The following is an 18,611-nucleotide window of genomic DNA, read 5'->3' as shown; positions in this document are numbered from 1 at the left end:
CTTGCCCCGCGAGGAGCCCGATCCATGGATCTGATCGTCAAGCACGCCCGCCTGCCCCACGACCCGGGGCGCCAGGTGGACATCGGCATCGCGGATGGACGCTTCGTGGCGATCGAGCCGTCGATCGCCGCCGACGCCGACGTGCTCGATGTCGCCGGTCGCCTCGTCTCGCCCGGTTTCGTCGAGACCCACATCCATCTCGACAAGTCCTGCATCCTGGAGCGCTGCCACGCCCAGCGCGGCGACCTCGCGGAAGCGATCGGCGAGGTGGCGAAGGCCAAGGCCAAGTTCACGCCGGAGGACGTCTACGAGCGCGGCAAGCGCACGCTGGAGAAGTGCATCCTCAACGGCACGACCCGCATGCGCACCCAGCTGGAGGTGGACCCCGGCATCGGCCTGCGCGGCCTCGAGGGCATCCTGCCGCTGATCGACGAATACAAGTGGGCCATCGACATCGAGATCTGCGTGTTCCCGCAGGAAGGCCTGCTCAACAATCCCGGCACCGACGCATTGATGGTGGAGGCGCTGAAGCGCGGCGCCCGGGTGGTGGGCGCGGCGCCCTATACGGATTCCAGCCCGCACGGCCAGATCGACCGGGTGTTCGAGATGGCGCAGGAGTTCGACGCCGACATCGACATGCATCTCGACTTCGGCCCCAGCGCGGAGACGCTGGACCTCGACTATGTCTGCGAACTCGCGAACAAATTCCGCTGGGGCGGGCGCACCGCCATCGGCCACGTCACCAAGCTTTCGGCCGCGAGCCCCGAGCGCTTCAAGGCGGCGGCCCAGTGCATGTGCGACGCGGGCGTCGCGCTGACCGTGCTGCCCTCCACCGACCTTTTCCTGATGGGCCGCGAGAGCGAGGCGAACCAGCCGCGCGGCGTCACCTACACCCACAAGCTGCTGCACCACGGGGTGAACTGCTCGCTGTCAACCAACAATGTGCTGAACCCGTTCACGCCGTTCGGCGACTGCTCGCTGATCCGCATGGCGAACCTCAATGCCAACATCTGCCATATCGGCGCCACCGCCGACATCCGCGAGTGCTTCAACATGATCACCGAGCGCTCGGCGCGGCTGCTCAATGCCCGCGACTACGGCATGGAGGTGGGCAAGGCCGCCGACTTCGTGGTGCTGGACTGCCAGAGCCCGGAATCCGCCGTCGCCGAGCTGGCGCCGGTGCTGTTCGCCTACAAGCGCGGGCGCCGCACGGTCACCCGTCCGGCGGCGTCCCTGCACCGCCCCACGGCCCACTGAGCGCCCCGGATGACCGAAAGCACCCTGCCCTTCTTCCGCCCGCCGGCCGACCCCTACGGGGCGTTCTGCCAGGACAATCACGTCGCCGTCGCCGCCACCGCGCCGGGTCCGCTCGACGGGCTGACCTTCGCCATCAAGGACGTGTTCGACGTGGCCGGCAGCCGTACCGGCTTCGGCCATCCCCGATGGCTCGCGACCCACGCGGCCGCCGCCGAGACGGCGCCGGCGGTCAACGCGCTGCTCGATGCGGGCGCCGATCTCGTCGGGCGCACCATCAGCGACGAGTTGTGCTACTCCATCGCCGGCGAGAACCTGCATTACGGCACCCCCGTCAATCCCCAGGCGCCGGACCGCATCCCCGGCGGCTCCTCCTCGGGCTCCGCCGCCGCGGTGGCCGGCGGCATCGTCGAGTTCGCCCTGGGCACCGATTGCGGCGGCTCGGTGCGGGTTCCGGCGGCCTATTGCGGGCTTTACGGCATCCGCCCCAGCCACGGCCGCATCCCGCTCGACGGCATTTCGCGCTTTGCCCCGCGCTTCGACACGGTGGGCTGGTTCGCGCGGGACCCGCAGGTGCTGCGGCGCGTCGGCGAGGTGCTCCTGGGACCGGGGCGGAGCGACGGCTTCAATCGCCTCGTGATCGCCGAGGACGCCTTCGCGCGCTGCGACGCCGACATGCGCGCGGTTCTGGAGGGGGCGATCGCCCGCCTCGGCGCCCTGTTCACGGAGCGGGCCAGCGCGGACCTCAGTCCCGAGGGGCTCGACCGCTGGCTCGACACCTTCCGCATCCTCCAGGCCGGCGAGATCTGGCAGTCTCTGGGCGGCTGGATCGAGGCGGAGAAGCCGGAGTTCGGCGCCGGCGTCGGCCAGCGCTTTGCGGCCGCGGCCGAGGTGGCGCCCGAGGCCGTGGAGGATGCCCGCGCCCGTGCCGAAGCCATCGCCGAAGGGCTTGCCGCGCGCATCGGCGACGGCGACCTGGTGGTGCTGCCCACCACGCCGGGTCCGGCGCCGCTGCGCACCACCGCCGCGCAAGAGGTGGAAACCGACTACCGGCGCCGCGCCATGGAAATCCTCTGCATCGCCGGCATCGGCCGCCTGCCGCAGGTGACGCTGCCGGTGGGAATCGTGGACGGTGCACCGGTGGGATTGTCGATCCTCGCGCGGCGCGGCAAGGATATGGACCTTCTGGATATCGCGGCGCGGGCGGGCTTCGGCGTCCCCGTGCCGCCGGAGCGCCGATGACAGCCGGACCGCCAAAACGTGCGATCAAGCCCAAGCCTGCGGCCAAGGTCGCGGCAAAGGTCGCGGCAAAGCCCAAGGCCAAGATCGCGACCGCGCCGGGCACGCACTCGGCGGCAAAGCCGCGGCCGGCGCCGGCGCGCCAAGGACATGACCGGAGCGCAGGCGACGGCCGCCGAGGCCGCCAACGGGGTGGTGCGCCCGCCCGCCCGGCGCAATGCTGCGGCGACACGCCAGCGCATCCTGGAGGCGGCCATGGCGGAATTCTCCGACCACGGCTTCAGCGGCAGCCGGATCGACCGCATCTGCGCCACCGCCGACGTGAATGTGGGGATGATCTACCACTATTTCGGCAATAAGGACGATCTCTACCTCGCCGCGCTCGAGGCCTCCTACAAGATCATACGCGAGCTCGAACAGACGCTGGACGTGAACGGCCTCGACCCCGTGACCGCCATGCGCCGCCTGATCGAGCTGACCTTCGACTTCCTCGCCGGCGACCCGCATTTCGTGCGGCTCATCATGAACGAGAACCTGATGATGGGGCGCACGGCGCGCCGCTCGCAGACCATCCCGCATCTCACCCAGCCGCTGCTCTCCTCGCTGCGCACCATCCTGAAGCGCGGGCAGACGCTGCGGGTGTTCCACAAGGACATCGACGCCGAGAACCTCTACGTCTCGATCCTCGGCCTCAGCTTCATCCACGTCTCCAACCGCCACACGCTGGGCACCATGTTCCAGCACGACTTCGCCGCGCCCGACTGGCTGGCCAAGCGCCGGGCGATCGTGGTGGACATCCTGACGAGCTACCTGTCGGCCGATCCCGGATGAGCCGCGCGCCCGCCGGCCTCGCCGGTGCAGGAAGCGAGCGCAAGACCCGGCGCTGCATCGCGGTCCCGAACGGCGCAGGCGTCATCCTTTCATCTTGCCGAAGCTGTTGCCGGACTCCTTGACCGTCTCCATCGCCACGTTGGTGGACGTGCTGGCGACATACGGCAGGCCGGAAATGCTCTCGCCCAGAATCAGCCGATACCGGCGGATGTCCCGCGTGCGCACCTTGAGCAGGTAGTCGAAGCGCCCGGCGATCATGTGGCATTCTTCGACCTCCTTGATCTTCTTCACCGCCGCATTGAAGGCCGAGAGCGCCTTTTCATCGGTCTGGGTCAGCTTCACTTCGGTGAACGCGACATGGTCGAGTTCCATCTTCGAGGAGTTCAGGATCGCCTTGAAGCCCTCGATATAGCCGGCGCTGCGCAGCCGCCGGAAACGCGCGAGGCAGGGCGTCTTCGACAGCCCGACGCGCGCGGCCAGATCGGTGATCGACATGCGCCCGTCTTCCGCCAGCGCGTCGAGGATCTTGCGATCGAACTCGTCGATCGGACTACGATCGGGGCTTTCCTTGGTCATAACGCCTCACCCTTCGGACAGGGATGGATCCTACCGGCCGAACCTGCGGGCGATCAGCCCGGGCCGCCGTCATCTGCCGGCCAGCGAGACCGGCGCGTGTTCATCGGCTCCGCAACAGGCGCAACGCGCCTCTGGCCTGCATCGTCATTTTCACCAATTATCGCGAGTTTTCAGTTTTTTCTACCAGAAAGCCGAATAATTTCAGTCCAAAGGATCTCTTCTGATCCGATCTGCAGCCAGATCGAATCCGGCTCCGATGCTAATCTGAAACGACGCGAACGCGCGCGTTCCGCCCCCGGTCCTGCATGGCCGCGCTGGCGTTTCGCGCCGGAGCTTTCAGAGGAGCCGAGATGCCAGATATCGCCTTCCACACCGCGGCCGGCCTCGGAACCGCCTCGGCGCGCCCGTTTGCGCAGTTCGCTCCTGCGGTCCGGCCGCAAGGCGCGATTGCGCCGTGCCATCACGGCGGCGTGCCGGCGTCCCGAAGCGGAGAGCCTTCCCCCGCTGGTCGCCGCCGCCCGGCTCTCCGCCGACGTGAAGGCCGAGGTCGCGCGCACCGCCCGCACCTTGATCGAGGCGCTGCGCGCCAAGCGCACGGCGAGCGGCCTTGAGGGGCTGATCCAGGAATACGCCTTGTCCAGCCAGGAAGGCGTGGCCCTGATGTGCCTTGCGGAGGCGCTTCTGCGCATTCCGGATGCCGCCACGCGCGACGCGCTGATCCGCGACAAGATCTCGGACGGCGACTGGAAGGCCCATCTCGGCGACGGCCGCTCGCTGTTCGTCAACGCGGCCAGCTGGGGCCTTGCCGTCACCGGCAAGCTGACGTCCGCCCGCACGGACCACGGCCTCGCCGCAGCGCTGACGGGCCTGATTGCCCGCTGCGGGCAGCCGGTCATCCGCCGCGGTGTCGAACTGGCGATCGGCATGATGGGCGGGCAGTTCGTCACGGGCGAGACGATCGAGCAGGCGCTGGAGCGCGCCCGCACGCTGGAGGCGCGCGGCTTCCGCTATTCCTACGACATGCTCGGCGAGGCCGCCATGACGGCCGCCGACGCCGAGCGCTACCATCGCGACTATGAGCGCGCGATCCATGCGATCGGCCAGGCATCGGGCGGGCGCGGCGTCTATGAGGGCCCGGGCATCTCCCTCAAGCTGTCGGCGCTGCACCCGCGCTACAGCCGGGCGCAGGCGGAACGCGTCATGGCGGAACTGCTGCCCCGCGTGAGCGCGCTGGCACGGCTCGCCCGTCGCTATGACATCGGGCTGAATATCGACGCCGAGGAGGCCGACCGCCTGGAGCTGTCCCTCGACCTGCTCGAGGAGCTCAGCCAGGATCCGCAACTGGCCGGCTGGCAGGGCCTCGGCTTCGTCGTCCAAGCCTACGGCAAGCGCTGCCCCTTCGTGATCGACCACATCATCGATCTGGCCCGCCGCTCTGGCCGCCGGATCATGGTACGCCTCGTCAAGGGCGCCTATTGGGACGCGGAGATCAAGCGCGCCCAGGTCGACGGGCTGGACGACTTCCCGGTCTACACCCGCAAGGTCCATACCGACGTCGCCTATATCGCGTGTGCCCGCAAGCTGCTCGACGCCACCGACGCAGTATTCCCGCAGTTCGCCACCCACAATGCTCAGACGCTGGCGACGGTCTACCATCTGGCCGGCCCGGACTTCGAGATCGGCACGTACGAGTTCCAGTGCCTGCACGGAATGGGCGAGCCGCTCTACGATGAGGTGGTCGGGAAGGATCGCCTCGACCGCCCGTGCCGCATTTACGCGCCGGTCGGCACCCATGAGACCTTGCTCGCCTATCTGGTGCGCCGCCTGCTGGAGAATGGCGCGAACTCGTCATTCGTGAACCGCATCGGCGATCCGGGGACCAGCGTCGATGCGCTCATCGCCGACCCGGTCGACGAGGTCGAGGCGATGCCGGAGATCGGCCTGCCGCACGAGGCGATCGCCCTGCCCCCTGACCTTTTTGGCGCCGAGCGCGCCAATTCGAGGGGGCTGGACCTGTCCAGCGATGCGGTTCTGGCGGCGCTGTCCCGCGCCCTCGCGGCGAGCGTCGACGAGGACCGGCAGGCGCACCCGCTGCTCGCAGACGGCTCCGCGCCGGGGACCGTCCGGAGTGCTCCTCAACCCGGCAGACCATGACGACATCGTCGGCCACGTCCGCGAGCTGCCGGCGGAGGAGGCGCCGCGGATCGCCCGTCTCGCGCTGGAGGCGGCAAAGGCTGGGCCGCCGTCGCGCCTGCGAGCGGGCAGCCTGCCTGGAGCGTGCCGCCGACCTCATGCAAGCTTGCGCCGAGACCTTGATGGGGATCGTCATGCGCGAGGCGGGCAAGTCCGCCGCCAACGCCGTAAGCGAGGTGCGCGAGGCGATCGACTTCCTGCGCTACTACGCGGCGCAGGCCCGCAGCGCCCTCCCCGCGACCGCCGCGCCGCTGGGACCGGTGGTCTGCATCAGCCCCTGGAACTTTCCGCTGGCGATCTTCACCGGCCAGGTGGCGGCCGCGCTCGCCACCGGCAACAGCGTCGTGGCGAAACCCGCCGGCGTCACGCCGATCATCGCCTTCGAGAGCGTGAAGATCCTGCACCAAGCCGGGATTCCCCGCGGCGCGCTCCAGTTCGCGCCGGGCGGCGGGCGCTCGGCGCGGCGCTGGTCGGCGCGCCGGAGACGGCCGCCGTGATGTTCACCGGCTCGACCGAGGTCGCCCGCAGCATCCAGGCGACGCTCGCGGAGCGTCTGTCGGCGCACGGCCGCCCCATTCCGCTCATCGCCGAGACCGGAGGGCAGAACGCCATGATCGTCGACTCGTCGGCTTTGCCGGAGCAGGTCGTGGCCGATGTTCTTGCCTCGGCGTTCGACAGTGCCGGCCAGCGCTGCTCCGCGCTCCGGGTGCTGTGCCTGCAGGAGGACGTGGCCGAACGCATGCTCCACATGCTCAAGGGGGCGCTGAACGAGCTGTCCATCGGCCGGACCGACCGGCTGTGCATCGACGTCGGCCCGGTGATCACGGCGACGGCGAAGCGCGAGATTGACGCCCATATCGCGCGCATGCGCGGCCTCGGCTGCACCATCACGCAGCTGGAGCTGCCCGCACCCGCGTCGCGCGGCACCTTCGTCGCCCCCACCATCGTCGAACTGGACCACCTGCGCCAGTTGGAGCGGGAGGTGTTCGGCCCGGTGCTGCACGTGGTCCGCTATCGGCGCGACGATCTGGACCGGCTGATCGACGAGATCAACCGCACCGGCTACGGGCTGACCTTCGGATTGCACACGCGCCTGGACGAGACCATGGCGCACGTCCTGTCGCGCGTGAAGGCGGGCAACCGCTACGTCAACCGCAACATCATGGCGCCGTCGTGGGGGTGCAGCCGTTCGGCGGGCGGGGGCTGTCCGGCACCGGGCCGAAGGCCGGCGGCCCGCTCTATATCGGGCGCCTTGTCCAAAGGGCGCCGGAGCTTGGCCGCGCGCCCTCCCCATCCGATCCGGCGCTTGGCCATCTCATCGAGTGGCTCGAGGCGAAGGGGCTGCATTCCGACGCCGACGCCGCCAGGGGGTTGGCCGAGCGCTCGGGGCTGGGGCTGGAGCGCACGCTGAAAGGACCCGTCGGCGAACGCAATCTCTACGCCCTTCATCCGCGCGGCAGGATTCTGGCCGTGCCGCTCACGGCTGCGGGCCTCAACCGCCAGCTTGCGGCGATCCTCGCCACCGGAAACAAGGCGGTGATCGATTCAACCGACGCCGACCTGCGCGCCGCCATGGGCGCCGTTCCGGCGCCGCTCGCCGGCCGCGTGTCCTGGAGCGGGAGCGGAACCTGGGAGGATGACGGCCCGTTCGCCGGCGCGCTCATCGAGGGCGACACCGCGTTTGTGCGCGCCGCCAATCTGCGCATCGCCCGGATGGGCGGGCCGCTGGTTCCGGTTCAGGCGGCCACCACGGCAGACCTTCTGGCGAAGCCGGACGCCTATTGCCTGAACTGGCTGCTGGAGGAGGTCTCCACCTCGATCAACACCACCGCCGCGGGCGGCAATGCGAGCCTGATGGCCATCAGCTAGCGGCGGGGGGCTTGGCGGGCGAGCGCCCCCATGCCCCGTCCGTTTTTTCCGCGATGTTTATCTGAAATTTTGGTGACGATCGGAAACGTCATCGTCGGCGACAGCACCTGTTTCGGCAGCAACATGGGACATGCCATCATCTGAGTGAGCGAAGACGACGCGGAAATCCTCTGGGTGTGCACCGGCATCACCATACTGAAGTGACGGGAGCCATGAGATCGTGAGCATGTTGCGCCATTTTACGGCACAAGAGGTTGAGGCCGGCCTGGACTATCCGCGCCTGATCGAGGCGCTCGACGACGCGTTCCGGCGCGGCGGAGAGCCGATGCCGGTCCGCCAGACCTACGATGTGGGAACCGCCGACGCCCCGGGGCACCTGTTGACCATGCCGGCCTGGGACCGCGGCAAGACGCTCGGCGTCAAGCTGGTCTCGGTGTTCCGCGCAACGCCGCGCGCGGCATCGGCGCGGTCTCCTCGCTTTATGTCCTGCTCGACGGCCGCACCGGCCAGCCCACGGCGCTGGTCGACGGCGAGGCGCTGACCAATCGCCGGACCGCCGCCGCATCGGCGCTCGCCTCGCGCTATCTGTCCCGGCGCGACAGCCGCACGCTGCTGGTGGTCGGCACCGGGCACGTGGCGAGCCACCTGCCCGAGGCGCACCGCGCCGTCCGCCCGATCGAGACGGTGCTGGTCTGGGGCCGCACGGCCGAGCGCGCCGCGGCGCTGGCCGCCCGGCTGCGGGACAAGGGCTTTTCTGCCACGGCGGTCACCGACCTGTCGGCGGCGGTTGCCGAAGCCGACATCGTCAGTTGCGCCACCACATCCCAGGCACCGCTGGTGCGCGGAGGCGACCTGCGGCCCGGCACCCATCTCGATCTGGTCGGCGCCTTCACGCCGGCGATGCGCGAATGCGACGACGTGGCGGTGCAGCGCGCGCGGGTGTTCGTCGATACCCGTGCGGGCGCTCTGGCGGAAGCCGGCGACCTGCTCCAGCCGATCGCCGCGGGCAGCTGGAGCGCGGATCGCGTCTGCGGCGAGCTCCACGAATTGGCCGCCGGGCACTGTGGCGGGCGGGGCGGCGACGACGAGATCACCATGTTCAAATCGGTCGGCGCGGCACTGGAAGATCTCGCCGCCGCCACCCTTCTGGCCGGAACGGCCGCCTCCGGCGCCGGGCACCGGCCTTAGGCCGCCGCGGTTGTGCAGCAGCCATAGCCCCGCCGCCGCCGCCCGCATGCTGGACGACGTGGCGCGCGGCGTGCCGGCGTTCGACATCTTCCGGGACGTGTTCCGTTGAAGTGTTCCGTTCCCCACCGGCGGCCAAAGGCGGCGACCGCAAGACCTCCACCGTCACGGTCGCGGCCAGCCCGCGCCAGCCGGAGCTGTGGACCGCCGCCGACGGGCCTTTGCTCGGGTTGGCGGAAAAACACGGCATAGCGCTGCCGAGCGGGTGCCGGGTGGGCCAGTGGGAAAGCTGCTTGCCGATCTGGTGCTGGACGCCTGAGGCCGTCGGCCAGGGTTGGGCGGCCAGCACACGGGAGGCCATCCAATGATCAGCTGCGGGGGCGAACACGACACCTGCCGCTGGACCGCCGATCCGGTCGCAGACTAAGCATAGATATGGAGCGGTTCAGCTGTGGTGCGGACGGCGGGGGTCGAACCCGCATGCCTTTCGGCGCAAGATTTTAAGTCTCGTGCGTCTACCGGTTTCGCCACGTCCGCTCCGATCCGGACGATGCCTGAGACACGAGCCCGAATCCGCTGAAACATAACCGAGCAACGCCCGTGATCAATGCGGAAGAGTAACAAATTACCGTGCAGCGCAACCGGAACGCGTCCCCCCGCGCTGCACCGCAATAACCCAACGGAAGATGAAGCCGCGCCCGCGCGCTTCGGCGGGTGGTGGCTCAGGCGCCTCAGGCGGCAGGGGAGCGGTATTCAAATCCTGGTGAACGGCACCGGGCCTCAGGCCGCGGGCTCGCCCGCGTCGCGTGTGGACGCCGGCGTGATGGCGACCGATTCCCCGCAGCCGCAGGCCGAGGTCTGGTTCGGATTGTTGAACACGAACTGCGCCGCCATCTTGTCCGCCTTGAAGTCCATCTCGGTCCCCAGCAGGAACAGAACGGCCTTGGGGTCGACGATGACCTTCACGCCCTTGTCCTCGACCACCTCGTCGCCCGGCGCGATCTCGGCCGCATAGTCCATGGTGTAGGACATTCCGGCGCAGCCGCCATTCTTCACGCCCACCCGAACCGCGGCGATAGGCTCGCGCGCGCGGGAGACGATCTGGCGGATGCGTTCAGCGGCCGCGTCGTGATGCGCATCACCGGGGGACGGGCCCGAGCCGGCCTGACGCTCGAAGCAGCGTTCATATCTGGAAGCCTCCGACGGTTCCGGGCGAGCCCGCATGGTCCTATCCTCTCCTAGATGGAGGAGGACACGCCCTTCCACAAGGCGTTCGATGACCGGATTGCGACGCTGTGACCGGCCTGACACCGCCGTCGACCGCGAAACGCGCCGGATTTATTTTAACACCCCAGGCTCATGATGTTACGTACATTCTGATTCCAAAGGAAGACTGGGTTCCGGACGCAGCGCATCACACCGTTCCGGTCCACACAGTCGAGCAGCGGACGCGCCCGTGACTCCCCAGGCCTTTATCCTCCGAGTCACCCTCGCTTATGCGGCGGGCGCGCTTGCCTGGGTGTTTTTTTCGGACTGGCTGATCGAGCGCCTCGGCGGTCCGGCGGAGCTCGCCGCGGTCTCCACCTTCAAGGGCATCGGCTTCGTCGCCATCACCACGGCGCTGCTCGCCATGGCTCTGGCCCGGGTCGCCAGGCTGGCGCAGGCCGAGCCGTCCGCCTCCCAGCCGTTCCGCGTCCTGCCCACCGCGGTGATCATCCTGGTCATCGTCGCGCCCACCCTCGTCATCGGCGGCCTCGTCTTCAATTCCGCATCCCAGGCGCTGATCCGGGAGCGCGAGGCGGACCTCAAGGCGACCATGGATCTGCAGATCGAGGCCCTCACCCGCCACCGGCAGGACAGCCTTGCCTCGGCGCGCGCGCTCGCCGGCAGTGACTTCATCCGCGACATCATCGGCAACCTCTTGGCGCCGCAGGACGCCACCCAGGGTGAGCAGCTGCGCTCCGTGCTCGGTGATTCCGCCCGCGCGCTCGGCTTCAGCGCCGTGGAGCTGTGGACCGAAGGAGCGCGCCGGCTGATGCGCGTGGGCGGCGAGTGGCCGCCACGCGACCAGGTGCGGGACTCATCGCCCTGCCGCAGGAGACCGACGAGATCAGGGTGGTGGCCCGCGACCTGGAGCGGGACCGTTACGGATACCTCGTGCCGGTGCGCACGTTCGGACCCGACGGCGAGCCGGTCCTCGCGTTCCTTTACCTGGAGGCGAATCCGGCGTCCTTCCTCTATCCCTATCTGGCGCGGCCGGTCCTGATGGGCATCCCCACACGATCGTTCCTGGCGCGCAAGGAAGCCGACGGCAAATGGTACTACGGCTCGGCCGTCGCCGGCTCCGATGCCCCCTATCTGACGCGGCCACTGCCGCCGGATCTTGCCGCCCTCGCGGAGGCCGCGGCAATCCGGCCGAGCGTCTCCGTGATCGCGGACAGCTCCGGACAGGATGAACTCGCCGTCGCCAGGACGATTCCGTTGTGGCGCAGCGTCTTCATCACCACCATGAGGCATCGGGACGTGCTCGGCGGCGCGCGCGGGCTGATGCTGTTCGCCGGCCTGACGACCGCGGCCGTGATGGTGGTGGCGGTGGCCATCGGCCTCCTGTTCGCCGAGCGGCAAAAGCTCAGGGCCGCGCTGAGCGAGGTCAAGCAGGCGCAAGCTCTGGCAACGGCGGAAGCGCGCTTCCGCGCCACCTTCGAGCAGGCGGCGGTTGGCATCGTCCATTTCGGGCTCGACGGCCTGCTTGTGCGCGTGAACCTCACCTTCTGCACGCTCGTCGGCTACGACCGCGAGGAACTCCTCGGCCAACATTATTCCATGCTGGCCTATCCGGAGGACCAGGCGAGGGACGAAGCAGACATTGCGGAGCTCAACGCCGGCCTCAGCGTGAACATCAAGGATCGCGAGAAGCGCGTCCGCCGCAAGGATGGCACCGATATCTGGCTCGACATCACCGTCTCCCTCGCCCACGAGGAAGACGGCGCGCCGAGCTATCTCATGGCCGTGTGCCAGGACGCCACCGAGCGCCGGGCGGCATTGCGCGCCTTGCGGGAGAGCGAGGAGCGGTTCGAGCTCGCGGTGCGAGCCACCGATCAGGGCGTCTGGGACATCGACGTCGCCACAGGCAACAGCTACGTCTCGCCGCGCTGGCGCGAGATGGTCGGCCTGCCGGCGGACGCGCCGGTGGACCTCGACGCCTTCTGGCGCGACCGCGCCCACCCCGCGGACGCCGACCGGGTGTTGGAGCTTTGGCGCAAGGTCTCGTCGAGCGACCCCAGCCCGTTTGATTTCGAATGCCGCCTGCGCCACGAGGACGGCACATACCACGACTATGCATCCCGGGGCCTGGCCATGCGGGGCCCGTCCGGACAGGTGGTGCGCATCGTCGGGCTGACCGAGGACATCACCGAGCGGCGCCAGGTCGAGCGCCGCATCCGGCTCGCGGGCGCCGTGTTCTCAGGCACCGACGAGGGCATCGTCGTTACGGACGAGAAGGGCGTCATCTCCATCGTCAACCCGGCCTTCACCGCGATCACCGGCTACGAGGAGGCGGAGGCCGTCGGCCAAAGCATGCGCCTGCTGCAATCCGGCCGCCACGAGCGCAATTTCTTCCACCAGATGTGGGAGGAACTGCGCACGGCCGGCTCCTGGCGCGGCGAGATCTGGAACCGCCGCAAGGACGGCGAGCTGTTCCTCCAGCATCTCATCGTCAGCAAGGTGCCGAGCGTCAACGGGGATGCCCCGCGCTATGTGGGCGTCTTCCACGACATCACCCAGGCCCGGCGGTCCCAGTCGGAACTCGACCGGCTCACCCATTACGACATGCTCACCAACCTGCCGAACCGTTCGCTCCTGTTCTCGCTCATCGACCATGCGGTCAGCCGCGCCAAGTCGCGCTGTGCGGTTCTGTTCATCGACCTCGACCACTTCAAGGCCGTCAATGAGAGCCTCGGCCTGATCGCCGGCGACGCCATGCTCCAGGCGGTGGGGGAGCGCCTGCGCTCGCGCCTCTCTTCGGACGCAACGATCGGGCGCTATGGCGGCGACGAGTTCGTGATCCTGCTGGAGAACATCAAGGGCGCCGAGGACGCCGCCGCAGAAGCCCTGCGCATCATCGAGGCGTTTGCCGATCCGTTCGCGGAGCCCGGCGGCGAGGAGGTGTATCTCGGCGCCAGCGTCGGCATCAGTCTGTTCCCGGACGATGACCCGAGCGGGCGACGGCTGCTGCAGCATGCCGGCTCGGCGCTGTTCCAGGCCAAGGCCAACGGACGCGGCGGCTACAGTTTCTATACCGGCGCCATGACGGCGGCGGCCAAGGCCCGCGTGGGCCTGGAGGCGGAACTGCGGCGTGCCCTCGCCCGCGAGGAGCTGACCGTCTATTTCCAGCCCCTCGTCGCGCTGTCCACCGGCCGCATGGTCGGCGCGGAAGCGCTGGTGCGCTGGATGAGCCCGCGCGGCCTCGTCACGCCCGACCAGTTCATTCCCCTGGCGGAGGAAACCGGGCTGATCGTCCCGCTCGGCGAATACGTCGCCCAGCGCGCCTGCCGCCAGGTGGTGCAGTGGGATGCCGAGGGCGTGAGCTGCGGCATGATCTCGGTCAATCTCTCCCCGCGCCAGTTCAGCCAGGCGGACCTCTGCGCGCGCTATGCGCAGATCCTCAAGGACACCGGACTTTCGCCGGAGCGCCTGGAGGTGGAGATCACCGAGAGCCTTCTCATCAGCGACGGCGGCGCGGCGCGGATCAAGCTCGACGAGCTTTCCGCCATGGGCGTGAAGGTGGCGGTTGACGATTTCGGCACCGGCTATTCCTCGCTCTCCTACCTGAAGCGCTTCCCGATCGGAAAGCTGAAGATCGACAAGAGCTTTGTGCGCGACCTGCCGGGATCGGCGGTGGACGGGGAGATCGTGCGCGCCGTCATCGGCATCGGCCGGGCGCTCAACCTCGCCATCTTGGCCGAGGGCGTCGAGACCGAGGCCCAGCGCGATTTCCTCAAGGAGAATGGCTGCGCGTTCGGCCAGGGCTTCCTCTGGAGCCGCCCGGTGCCGGCGGATGCCTTCGCCGCGCTGGCGCGGGACTGGGCGCGCTGCCCGGACGACACCGTGAACTGACGCGGCGCGCCCCGCGCAGTCGCACCGCACGAGGGTGCCGGCCTCGTCCATGCAACCGGCACCGGCCCTGCGGCGTTCAAGCTGGAACGCAGCCCGAAGGGCGGAGCCGAGACTCATGGCGCAACGGCAGAAAAACGAGCTCGGCCTCGCCGAGGAGACCGCAGACGAGCTGTCGCCCGACGAGAAGCTGGCGGTGGAGGAGCACGCCCCCCTGCGCCCGCTGGCGGTGCACGAGGTGATCCGCCGCGAGGGCGTGGAGGAACTGTCGCGCCCCATGTCGAGCCTGTGGTGGTCCGGCCTCACCGCCGGGCTCTCCATCGGCTTCTCGGTGGTGGCGCAGGGCACGCTCCACGCCTTCCTTCCGGACGAGCCCTGGCGAGTGCTCGCCGCGAGCCCGGGCTATGCGGTGGGCTTTCTCATCGTCATCCTGGGGCGCTACCAGCTGTTCACCGAAATCACGCTCACCGCCGTGCTTCCGGTGCTGGCGGAGCCGTCGCGGCAGGCGCTGGCGGCGCTCGGACGGCTGTGGGTGACGGTGCTCCTCGCCAACCTCGTCGGCACCTTCCTGTTCGCCTGCGCGCTCGCCACCCACGCCGTGCTGCCCGAGGCCCAGACGCGGGGGATCGCCGAGGTGGCGCACCACATCGACACCTTTTCGGCCTCCGGCGCCCTGGTGCGCGGCGTCGTCGCCGGCTGGCTGGTGGCGACGGTGGTCTGGCTCCTGCCCTCGGCCGAATCCGCGCGCATCTGGATCATCGCGCTGCTCACAGCGATGATCCCGGCGCTCGACCTCTCGCACGTCATCTCGGGGTCGGTGGAGGTGTTCTACCTGCAATTGCGCGGCGAACTGGGGATCGTCGACGGCGTGGTGCGACTGCTGCTGCCGCTGCTGATCGGCAACGTCATCGGCGGCGCCGCGCTGTTCGCGCTGCTCGCCCATGGCCAGGTGCGCGAGGAGTTGGATCCGGATGCGCCGGCGCCCGCGCAGGCCACCTCACCGGACGCCGAGCCGCCGACCGCGCGCCCGGCGCGGCGTCCCGCGAAGCGCCGCACCGCTCAGTAATTGGCCCAAAGCCCCGGGGACGCGATCTCGGCGAGGTTGCCGTTGGGGTCGCGGAAATAGAGGCTGGTGCCGCCCTTCGGCCAATGCGCCTCGCTTTCGATGGCGACGCCGTGGGCGGCAAGATGGGCGCGCCAGCGCGGGATGTCCGCCTCGGCCGCCGCGAAGGCGAAGTGCAGCCGCCCGGTCCCGTCATGGGGCGGGATGCTGCCGAACGGCATGGTGATGGTCTCCTGCGTGCTGCCGCGCTTGAACAGCAGCAGCACCGTCCCGCCCACCGGATAGGCGATGAAGCGGTCGTCCGCGAGCATGGGCTTGAGGCCCATCACCCCTTCGTAGAAGGCGGCGGCGCGGGCGAGGTCGTCCACATAGAGGCCGGTTTCCAGCACGCCGCCGAGCGGCGGCGGGGCCTCGGGTTCCGGCCCGCTCACCGGCCGCTCACCACAGATTGAGGGTAGCGCGCGCCTCTTCCGACATGCGGCCCTGGTCCCACGGGGGATCGAAGGTGATGTCCACCTTCACGTCGGCGATGCCAGGAACGGCGGCGACCGCGCTCTCCACCATGCCGGGAAGCTCGGCGGCGGCGGGGCAGTTGGGGGTGGTGAGCGTCATCTCCACTGCCACCGTGCGGTCGTCGGCGATGTCCACCTTGTAGATCAGGCCGAGCTCGTAGATGTCCACCGGGATCTCGGGATCGTAGACGCTCTTCAGCGCGCCGACGATCTCGTCGGTCAGGCGGGTCAGCTCCGCATCCGGGATGGCGGAGGAGATCTTCGGCAAATGCGCCGTATCGGTCGCGTTATCGGTCATGCAAATAAATCCTGCGCCTTGACGAGGGCGTCGGCAAGCCGGTCCACCTCGGCGCGCGTGTTGTAGAGCGCGAACGAGGCGCGGCAGGTGGCCGTTGCTCCATATCGTGCCAAAAGCGGCTGGGCGCAATGGGTGCCCGCGCGAACCGCGACGCCCCAGCGGTCGAGGACCGTGGCGACGTCGTGCGGATGCGCCCCCTTCATCTCGAACGAGACGATGGCGCCCTTTCCCGGCGCGCGCCCGACGATGCGCAGGGAATTGAGCGCTCCCAAGCGTTCCTGGGCATAGGCCAGCAGGTCATGCTCGTGGGCGGAGATGGCCTCGCGCCCGACGGAGGTGACATAGTCCATCGCCGCGCCGAGGCCGATGGCCTGCACGATTGGAGGCGTTCCAGCCTCGAACCGGTGCGGCGGAACGCCGTAGGTGACGCCCTCCTCCGTCACCTCGCGGATCATCTCGCCGCCGCCCTCATAGGGCGGCATCTCGGCGAGCAGGTGATGCTTGCCGTAGAGCAGGCCGATGCCGGTGGGGCCGTAGAGCTTGTGGCCGGTGACGGCGTAGAAGTCGACGCCGAGGTCGCGCACGTCCACCGGCATGTGCACCACCGCCTGGCAGCCGTCCACCAGCACCTTGGCGCCCACCGCATGGGCCGCCGCGACGATCTCCTTCACCGGCGTCACCGTGCCGAGCACGTTCGACATGTGGGTGACGGCGACGATCTTGGTGCGCTCCGTGAGCAGCGCCTTGAACGCCTCGAGGTCGAAGCTGTCGTCCTCCTTCAGCGGCGCCCACTTGATGACCGCGCCCTTGCGCTCGCGCAGGAAGTGCCACGGCACGATGTTGGAATGGTGCTCCATGATCGAGAGCACGATCTCGTCGCCCGGCTCGATCGACTGGCCGAGCGAGTTGGCGACGAGATTGATGGCGCCGGTGCCCGAGCGGGTGAAGATGATCTCGTCCACCGAGCCGGCGTTCAGGAACGCGCGGGCGGTCTCGCGGGCGTGCTCGAACGCCTCTGTGGCGGCGTTGGCGAGATAATGCAGGCCGCGATGGACGTTGGAATATTCGCTCTCATAGGCGCGCGTCATGCGCTCCAGCACCTGGCGCGGCTTCTGCGCCGAGGCGGCGTTGTCGAGATAGGTGAGCGGGTGGCCGTTCACGGTCATGGCGAGGGCGGGAAAGTCCGCGCGCACCGCCGCGACGTCAAAGCCGCCGGTGGCGGGAGGGGAGGCGAAGCGGGTGGCGGTCATGGGTGGTCCTCGATCAGCGCGAAGTCATCCTCGCAGTACACTCCGGCGGACAAGAGCCGGCGGAACTCCCTCTCCCCGCGGGGAGGAGGGCGGGGGTCGGGGGGTGGGGTGGCGGCCGTCCGCGGAGCACAACCTCCGACCTGCGCTCCCCTCACCGTGACCCTCCCCCGGCGGGGAGAGGGAATCCGCCCACGGGGGCGGTCTGCGTTCAGCCCGCCTTGCCCAGCCGCGCGACGATGCGCGCCATCAGCGCCTCGCGCACATCCTCCTGCTCCACATATTCCACCGCCTCGCCCACGAAGGCCTGCACCAGCAGAACCTCGGCCTCGGTGCGGGGGATGCCGCGGGAGAGCAGATAGAACAGCAGGTCGTCGTCGAGCGCACCCGCGGTGGCGCCGTGGCCGCACTGGACGTCGTCGGCGAAGATCTCCAGCTCCGGCTTGTTGTCCATCTGCGCGAATTCGCCCAGCAGCAGCGACTGGCTCATCATGCGCCCGTCGGTCTTCTGCGCGTCGGGGCGGACGATGATCTTGCCCTGAAACACGCCGTGGCTCTCGTCCTTGAGCACGGTCTTGAACAGTTCGCGGCTCTCGCAATGGGGCACTGCGTGGTCCAGCACCATGGTCACGTCGCCGTGCTGGCGGGCGGCGAGCAGGTTCACGCCGCGGATGCCCGCATGGCTGCCGGAGCCGGAGAAGCGGCCGTAGAGGCTGAGGCGGGCGGTGGCGGCGCCGGTGGCGAGCTGGAAGGCGTGGAACGCCACGTCGCGCCCCATGTCCACCACCAGCGTGCCGAGGTGAAGCGCCTTGTCGCCCTCCTCCTGCACCCGGATCAGGTCCACATGGGCGCCGTCGCCCACATAGAATTCGGTCGCCGCATTGGCCTGGTAGGCGATGCCGTCCGGCCCCTGGTGGCTCTCGATGAAGGCCGCCTGCGCCCCCTCCTCCACCACCACCAGCGTGCGGGTGAAGGTGGAGAGAGGCGCGTCGGCGGTGAAGACGTGGGCGATGTGGATCGGCGTCTCCACCTTGGCGCCGGCGGAGACGTGGATCACCAGGCCCTCGCGCAGCATGGCGGTGTTGAGCGCCAGGGCCGCGTCGTAGCGCTGGGGCGCGAGGCCGCCGATGCGGTCGAGCAGCGGGCTGCCGGAGGCGAGCGCGGCGGCGAGCGGCACGGCGGAAACTCCGGCCGGCAGCCGGCCCAGATGGGAGCCGCCGCGCCCAAAGGCG

Annotated in this window: 14 protein-coding genes, 1 tRNA gene and 2 pseudogenes; 9 read left to right on the top strand and 8 right to left on the bottom strand. The window is 69.3% G+C overall.

What is annotated here, in order from left to right:
• The first annotated feature begins 24 nt into the window (after positions 1 to 24).
• The 3 genes from AC2W7M_RS02120 to AC2W7M_RS02110 all read left to right on the top strand — a co-directional run bounded on the left by AC2W7M_RS02120 (position 25) and on the right by AC2W7M_RS02110 (position 3,324).
• Entirely contained in the window at positions 25 to 1,257 is a 1,233-nt protein-coding gene (locus AC2W7M_RS02120; protein WP_486129683.1) for an amidohydrolase family protein, read from the top strand.
• A 9-nt stretch (positions 1,258 to 1,266) separates the two neighbouring features.
• Complete coding sequence (locus AC2W7M_RS02115) at positions 1,267 to 2,496, top strand: amidase (RefSeq protein ID WP_486129681.1); 1,230 nt, start codon at positions 1,267 to 1,269, stop codon at positions 2,494 to 2,496.
• 147 nt (positions 2,497 to 2,643) lie between these two features.
• Positions 2,644 to 3,324 carry a TetR family transcriptional regulator gene (locus AC2W7M_RS02110; protein ID WP_486129679.1) on the top strand — a complete coding sequence of 227 codons (681 nt, stop codon included), beginning with the start codon at positions 2,644 to 2,646 and terminating at the stop codon, positions 3,322 to 3,324.
• Positions 3,325 to 3,405: 81 nt separating this feature from the next.
• Here the strand turns inward: AC2W7M_RS02110 and AC2W7M_RS02105 are convergent, their stop codons facing one another.
• Entirely contained in the window at positions 3,406 to 3,900 is a 495-nt protein-coding gene (locus AC2W7M_RS02105) for an Lrp/AsnC family transcriptional regulator (RefSeq protein WP_486129677.1), read from the bottom strand.
• A 350-nt stretch (positions 3,901 to 4,250) separates the two neighbouring features.
• On the opposite strand from AC2W7M_RS02105, the pseudogene putA reads away from it, so the two are divergent.
• Positions 4,251 to 7,962: pseudogene (gene putA / locus AC2W7M_RS02100) on the top strand (trifunctional transcriptional regulator/proline dehydrogenase/L-glutamate gamma-semialdehyde dehydrogenase).
• Here putA and AC2W7M_RS02095 read toward each other — a convergent pair.
• Positions 7,959 to 8,087 (bottom strand): hypothetical protein, encoded by a 129-nt coding sequence (locus AC2W7M_RS02095; protein ID WP_486129675.1) that lies wholly within the window; start codon positions 8,085 to 8,087, stop codon positions 7,959 to 7,961. The pseudogene putA and the gene AC2W7M_RS02095 sit on opposite strands and share 4 nt — an antisense overlap.
• A 95-nt stretch (positions 8,088 to 8,182) precedes the next feature.
• Between AC2W7M_RS02095 and AC2W7M_RS02090 the strand changes: the two genes are divergently transcribed.
• Positions 8,183 to 8,503, top strand: a complete 321-nt coding sequence (locus AC2W7M_RS02090; RefSeq protein ID WP_486129673.1) for a hypothetical protein — start codon at positions 8,183 to 8,185, stop codon at positions 8,501 to 8,503.
• Entirely contained in the window at positions 8,422 to 9,150 is a 729-nt protein-coding gene (gene lhpI, locus AC2W7M_RS02085) for a bifunctional Delta(1)-pyrroline-2-carboxylate/Delta(1)-piperideine-2-carboxylate reductase (protein ID WP_486129709.1), read from the top strand. Before AC2W7M_RS02090 ends, lhpI begins: the two co-directional genes overlap by 82 nt.
• Before the next feature lie 449 nt (positions 9,151 to 9,599).
• Here the strand turns inward: lhpI and AC2W7M_RS02080 are convergent.
• Positions 9,600 to 9,684, bottom strand: a tRNA-Leu gene (locus tag AC2W7M_RS02080).
• 243 nt (positions 9,685 to 9,927) lie between these two features.
• Positions 9,928 to 10,334, bottom strand: a pseudogene (locus AC2W7M_RS02075) (HesB/IscA family protein).
• A 269-nt stretch (positions 10,335 to 10,603) separates the two neighbouring features.
• On the opposite strand from AC2W7M_RS02075, the gene AC2W7M_RS02070 reads away from it, so the two are divergent.
• The 3 genes from AC2W7M_RS02070 to AC2W7M_RS02060 all read left to right on the top strand — a co-directional run bounded on the left by AC2W7M_RS02070 (position 10,604) and on the right by AC2W7M_RS02060 (position 15,325).
• A complete protein-coding gene (locus AC2W7M_RS02070; protein WP_486129672.1) occupies positions 10,604 to 11,413 on the top strand; it encodes a hypothetical protein in 810 nt (269 codons plus the stop codon).
• The gene (locus AC2W7M_RS02065) at positions 11,413 to 14,262 is read left to right on the top strand and encodes a sensor domain-containing protein (protein ID WP_486129707.1); all 2,850 of its coding nucleotides are present in this window, start codon (positions 11,413 to 11,415) and stop codon (positions 14,260 to 14,262) included. The genes AC2W7M_RS02070 and AC2W7M_RS02065 overlap by 1 nt, the downstream gene beginning before the upstream one ends.
• A 115-nt stretch (positions 14,263 to 14,377) precedes the next feature.
• Entirely contained in the window at positions 14,378 to 15,325 is a 948-nt protein-coding gene (locus AC2W7M_RS02060) for a formate/nitrite transporter family protein (RefSeq protein WP_486129670.1), read from the top strand.
• Here the strand turns inward: AC2W7M_RS02060 and AC2W7M_RS02055 are convergent.
• From AC2W7M_RS02055 to sufD, 4 genes are all read right to left on the bottom strand, one after another.
• A complete protein-coding gene (locus AC2W7M_RS02055; RefSeq protein WP_486129668.1) occupies positions 15,319 to 15,753 on the bottom strand; it encodes a VOC family protein in 435 nt (144 codons plus the stop codon). The two genes, AC2W7M_RS02060 and AC2W7M_RS02055, sit on opposite strands and share 7 nt — an antisense overlap.
• Before the next feature lie 7 nt (positions 15,754 to 15,760).
• Entirely contained in the window at positions 15,761 to 16,132 is a 372-nt protein-coding gene (locus AC2W7M_RS02050) for an SUF system Fe-S cluster assembly protein (RefSeq protein ID WP_121623506.1), read from the bottom strand.
• Positions 16,129 to 17,382 (bottom strand): cysteine desulfurase, encoded by a 1,254-nt coding sequence (locus tag AC2W7M_RS02045; protein WP_486129666.1) that lies wholly within the window; start codon positions 17,380 to 17,382, stop codon positions 16,129 to 16,131. The genes AC2W7M_RS02050 and AC2W7M_RS02045 overlap by 4 nt, the downstream gene beginning before the upstream one ends.
• Positions 17,383 to 17,590: 208 nt before the next feature.
• Positions 17,591 to 18,611: Fe-S cluster assembly protein SufD (gene sufD, locus AC2W7M_RS02040; RefSeq protein WP_486129664.1), on the bottom strand; the 1,021-nt coding region annotated here is incomplete at its 5' end.

The sequence above is a fragment of the Xanthobacter sp. BG11Y11_SDJG genome (genome assembly GCF_057364445.1).
The sequence above is the reverse complement of the archived record's forward strand: the minus strand, read 5'-3'. Positions and strand labels throughout refer to the sequence as shown.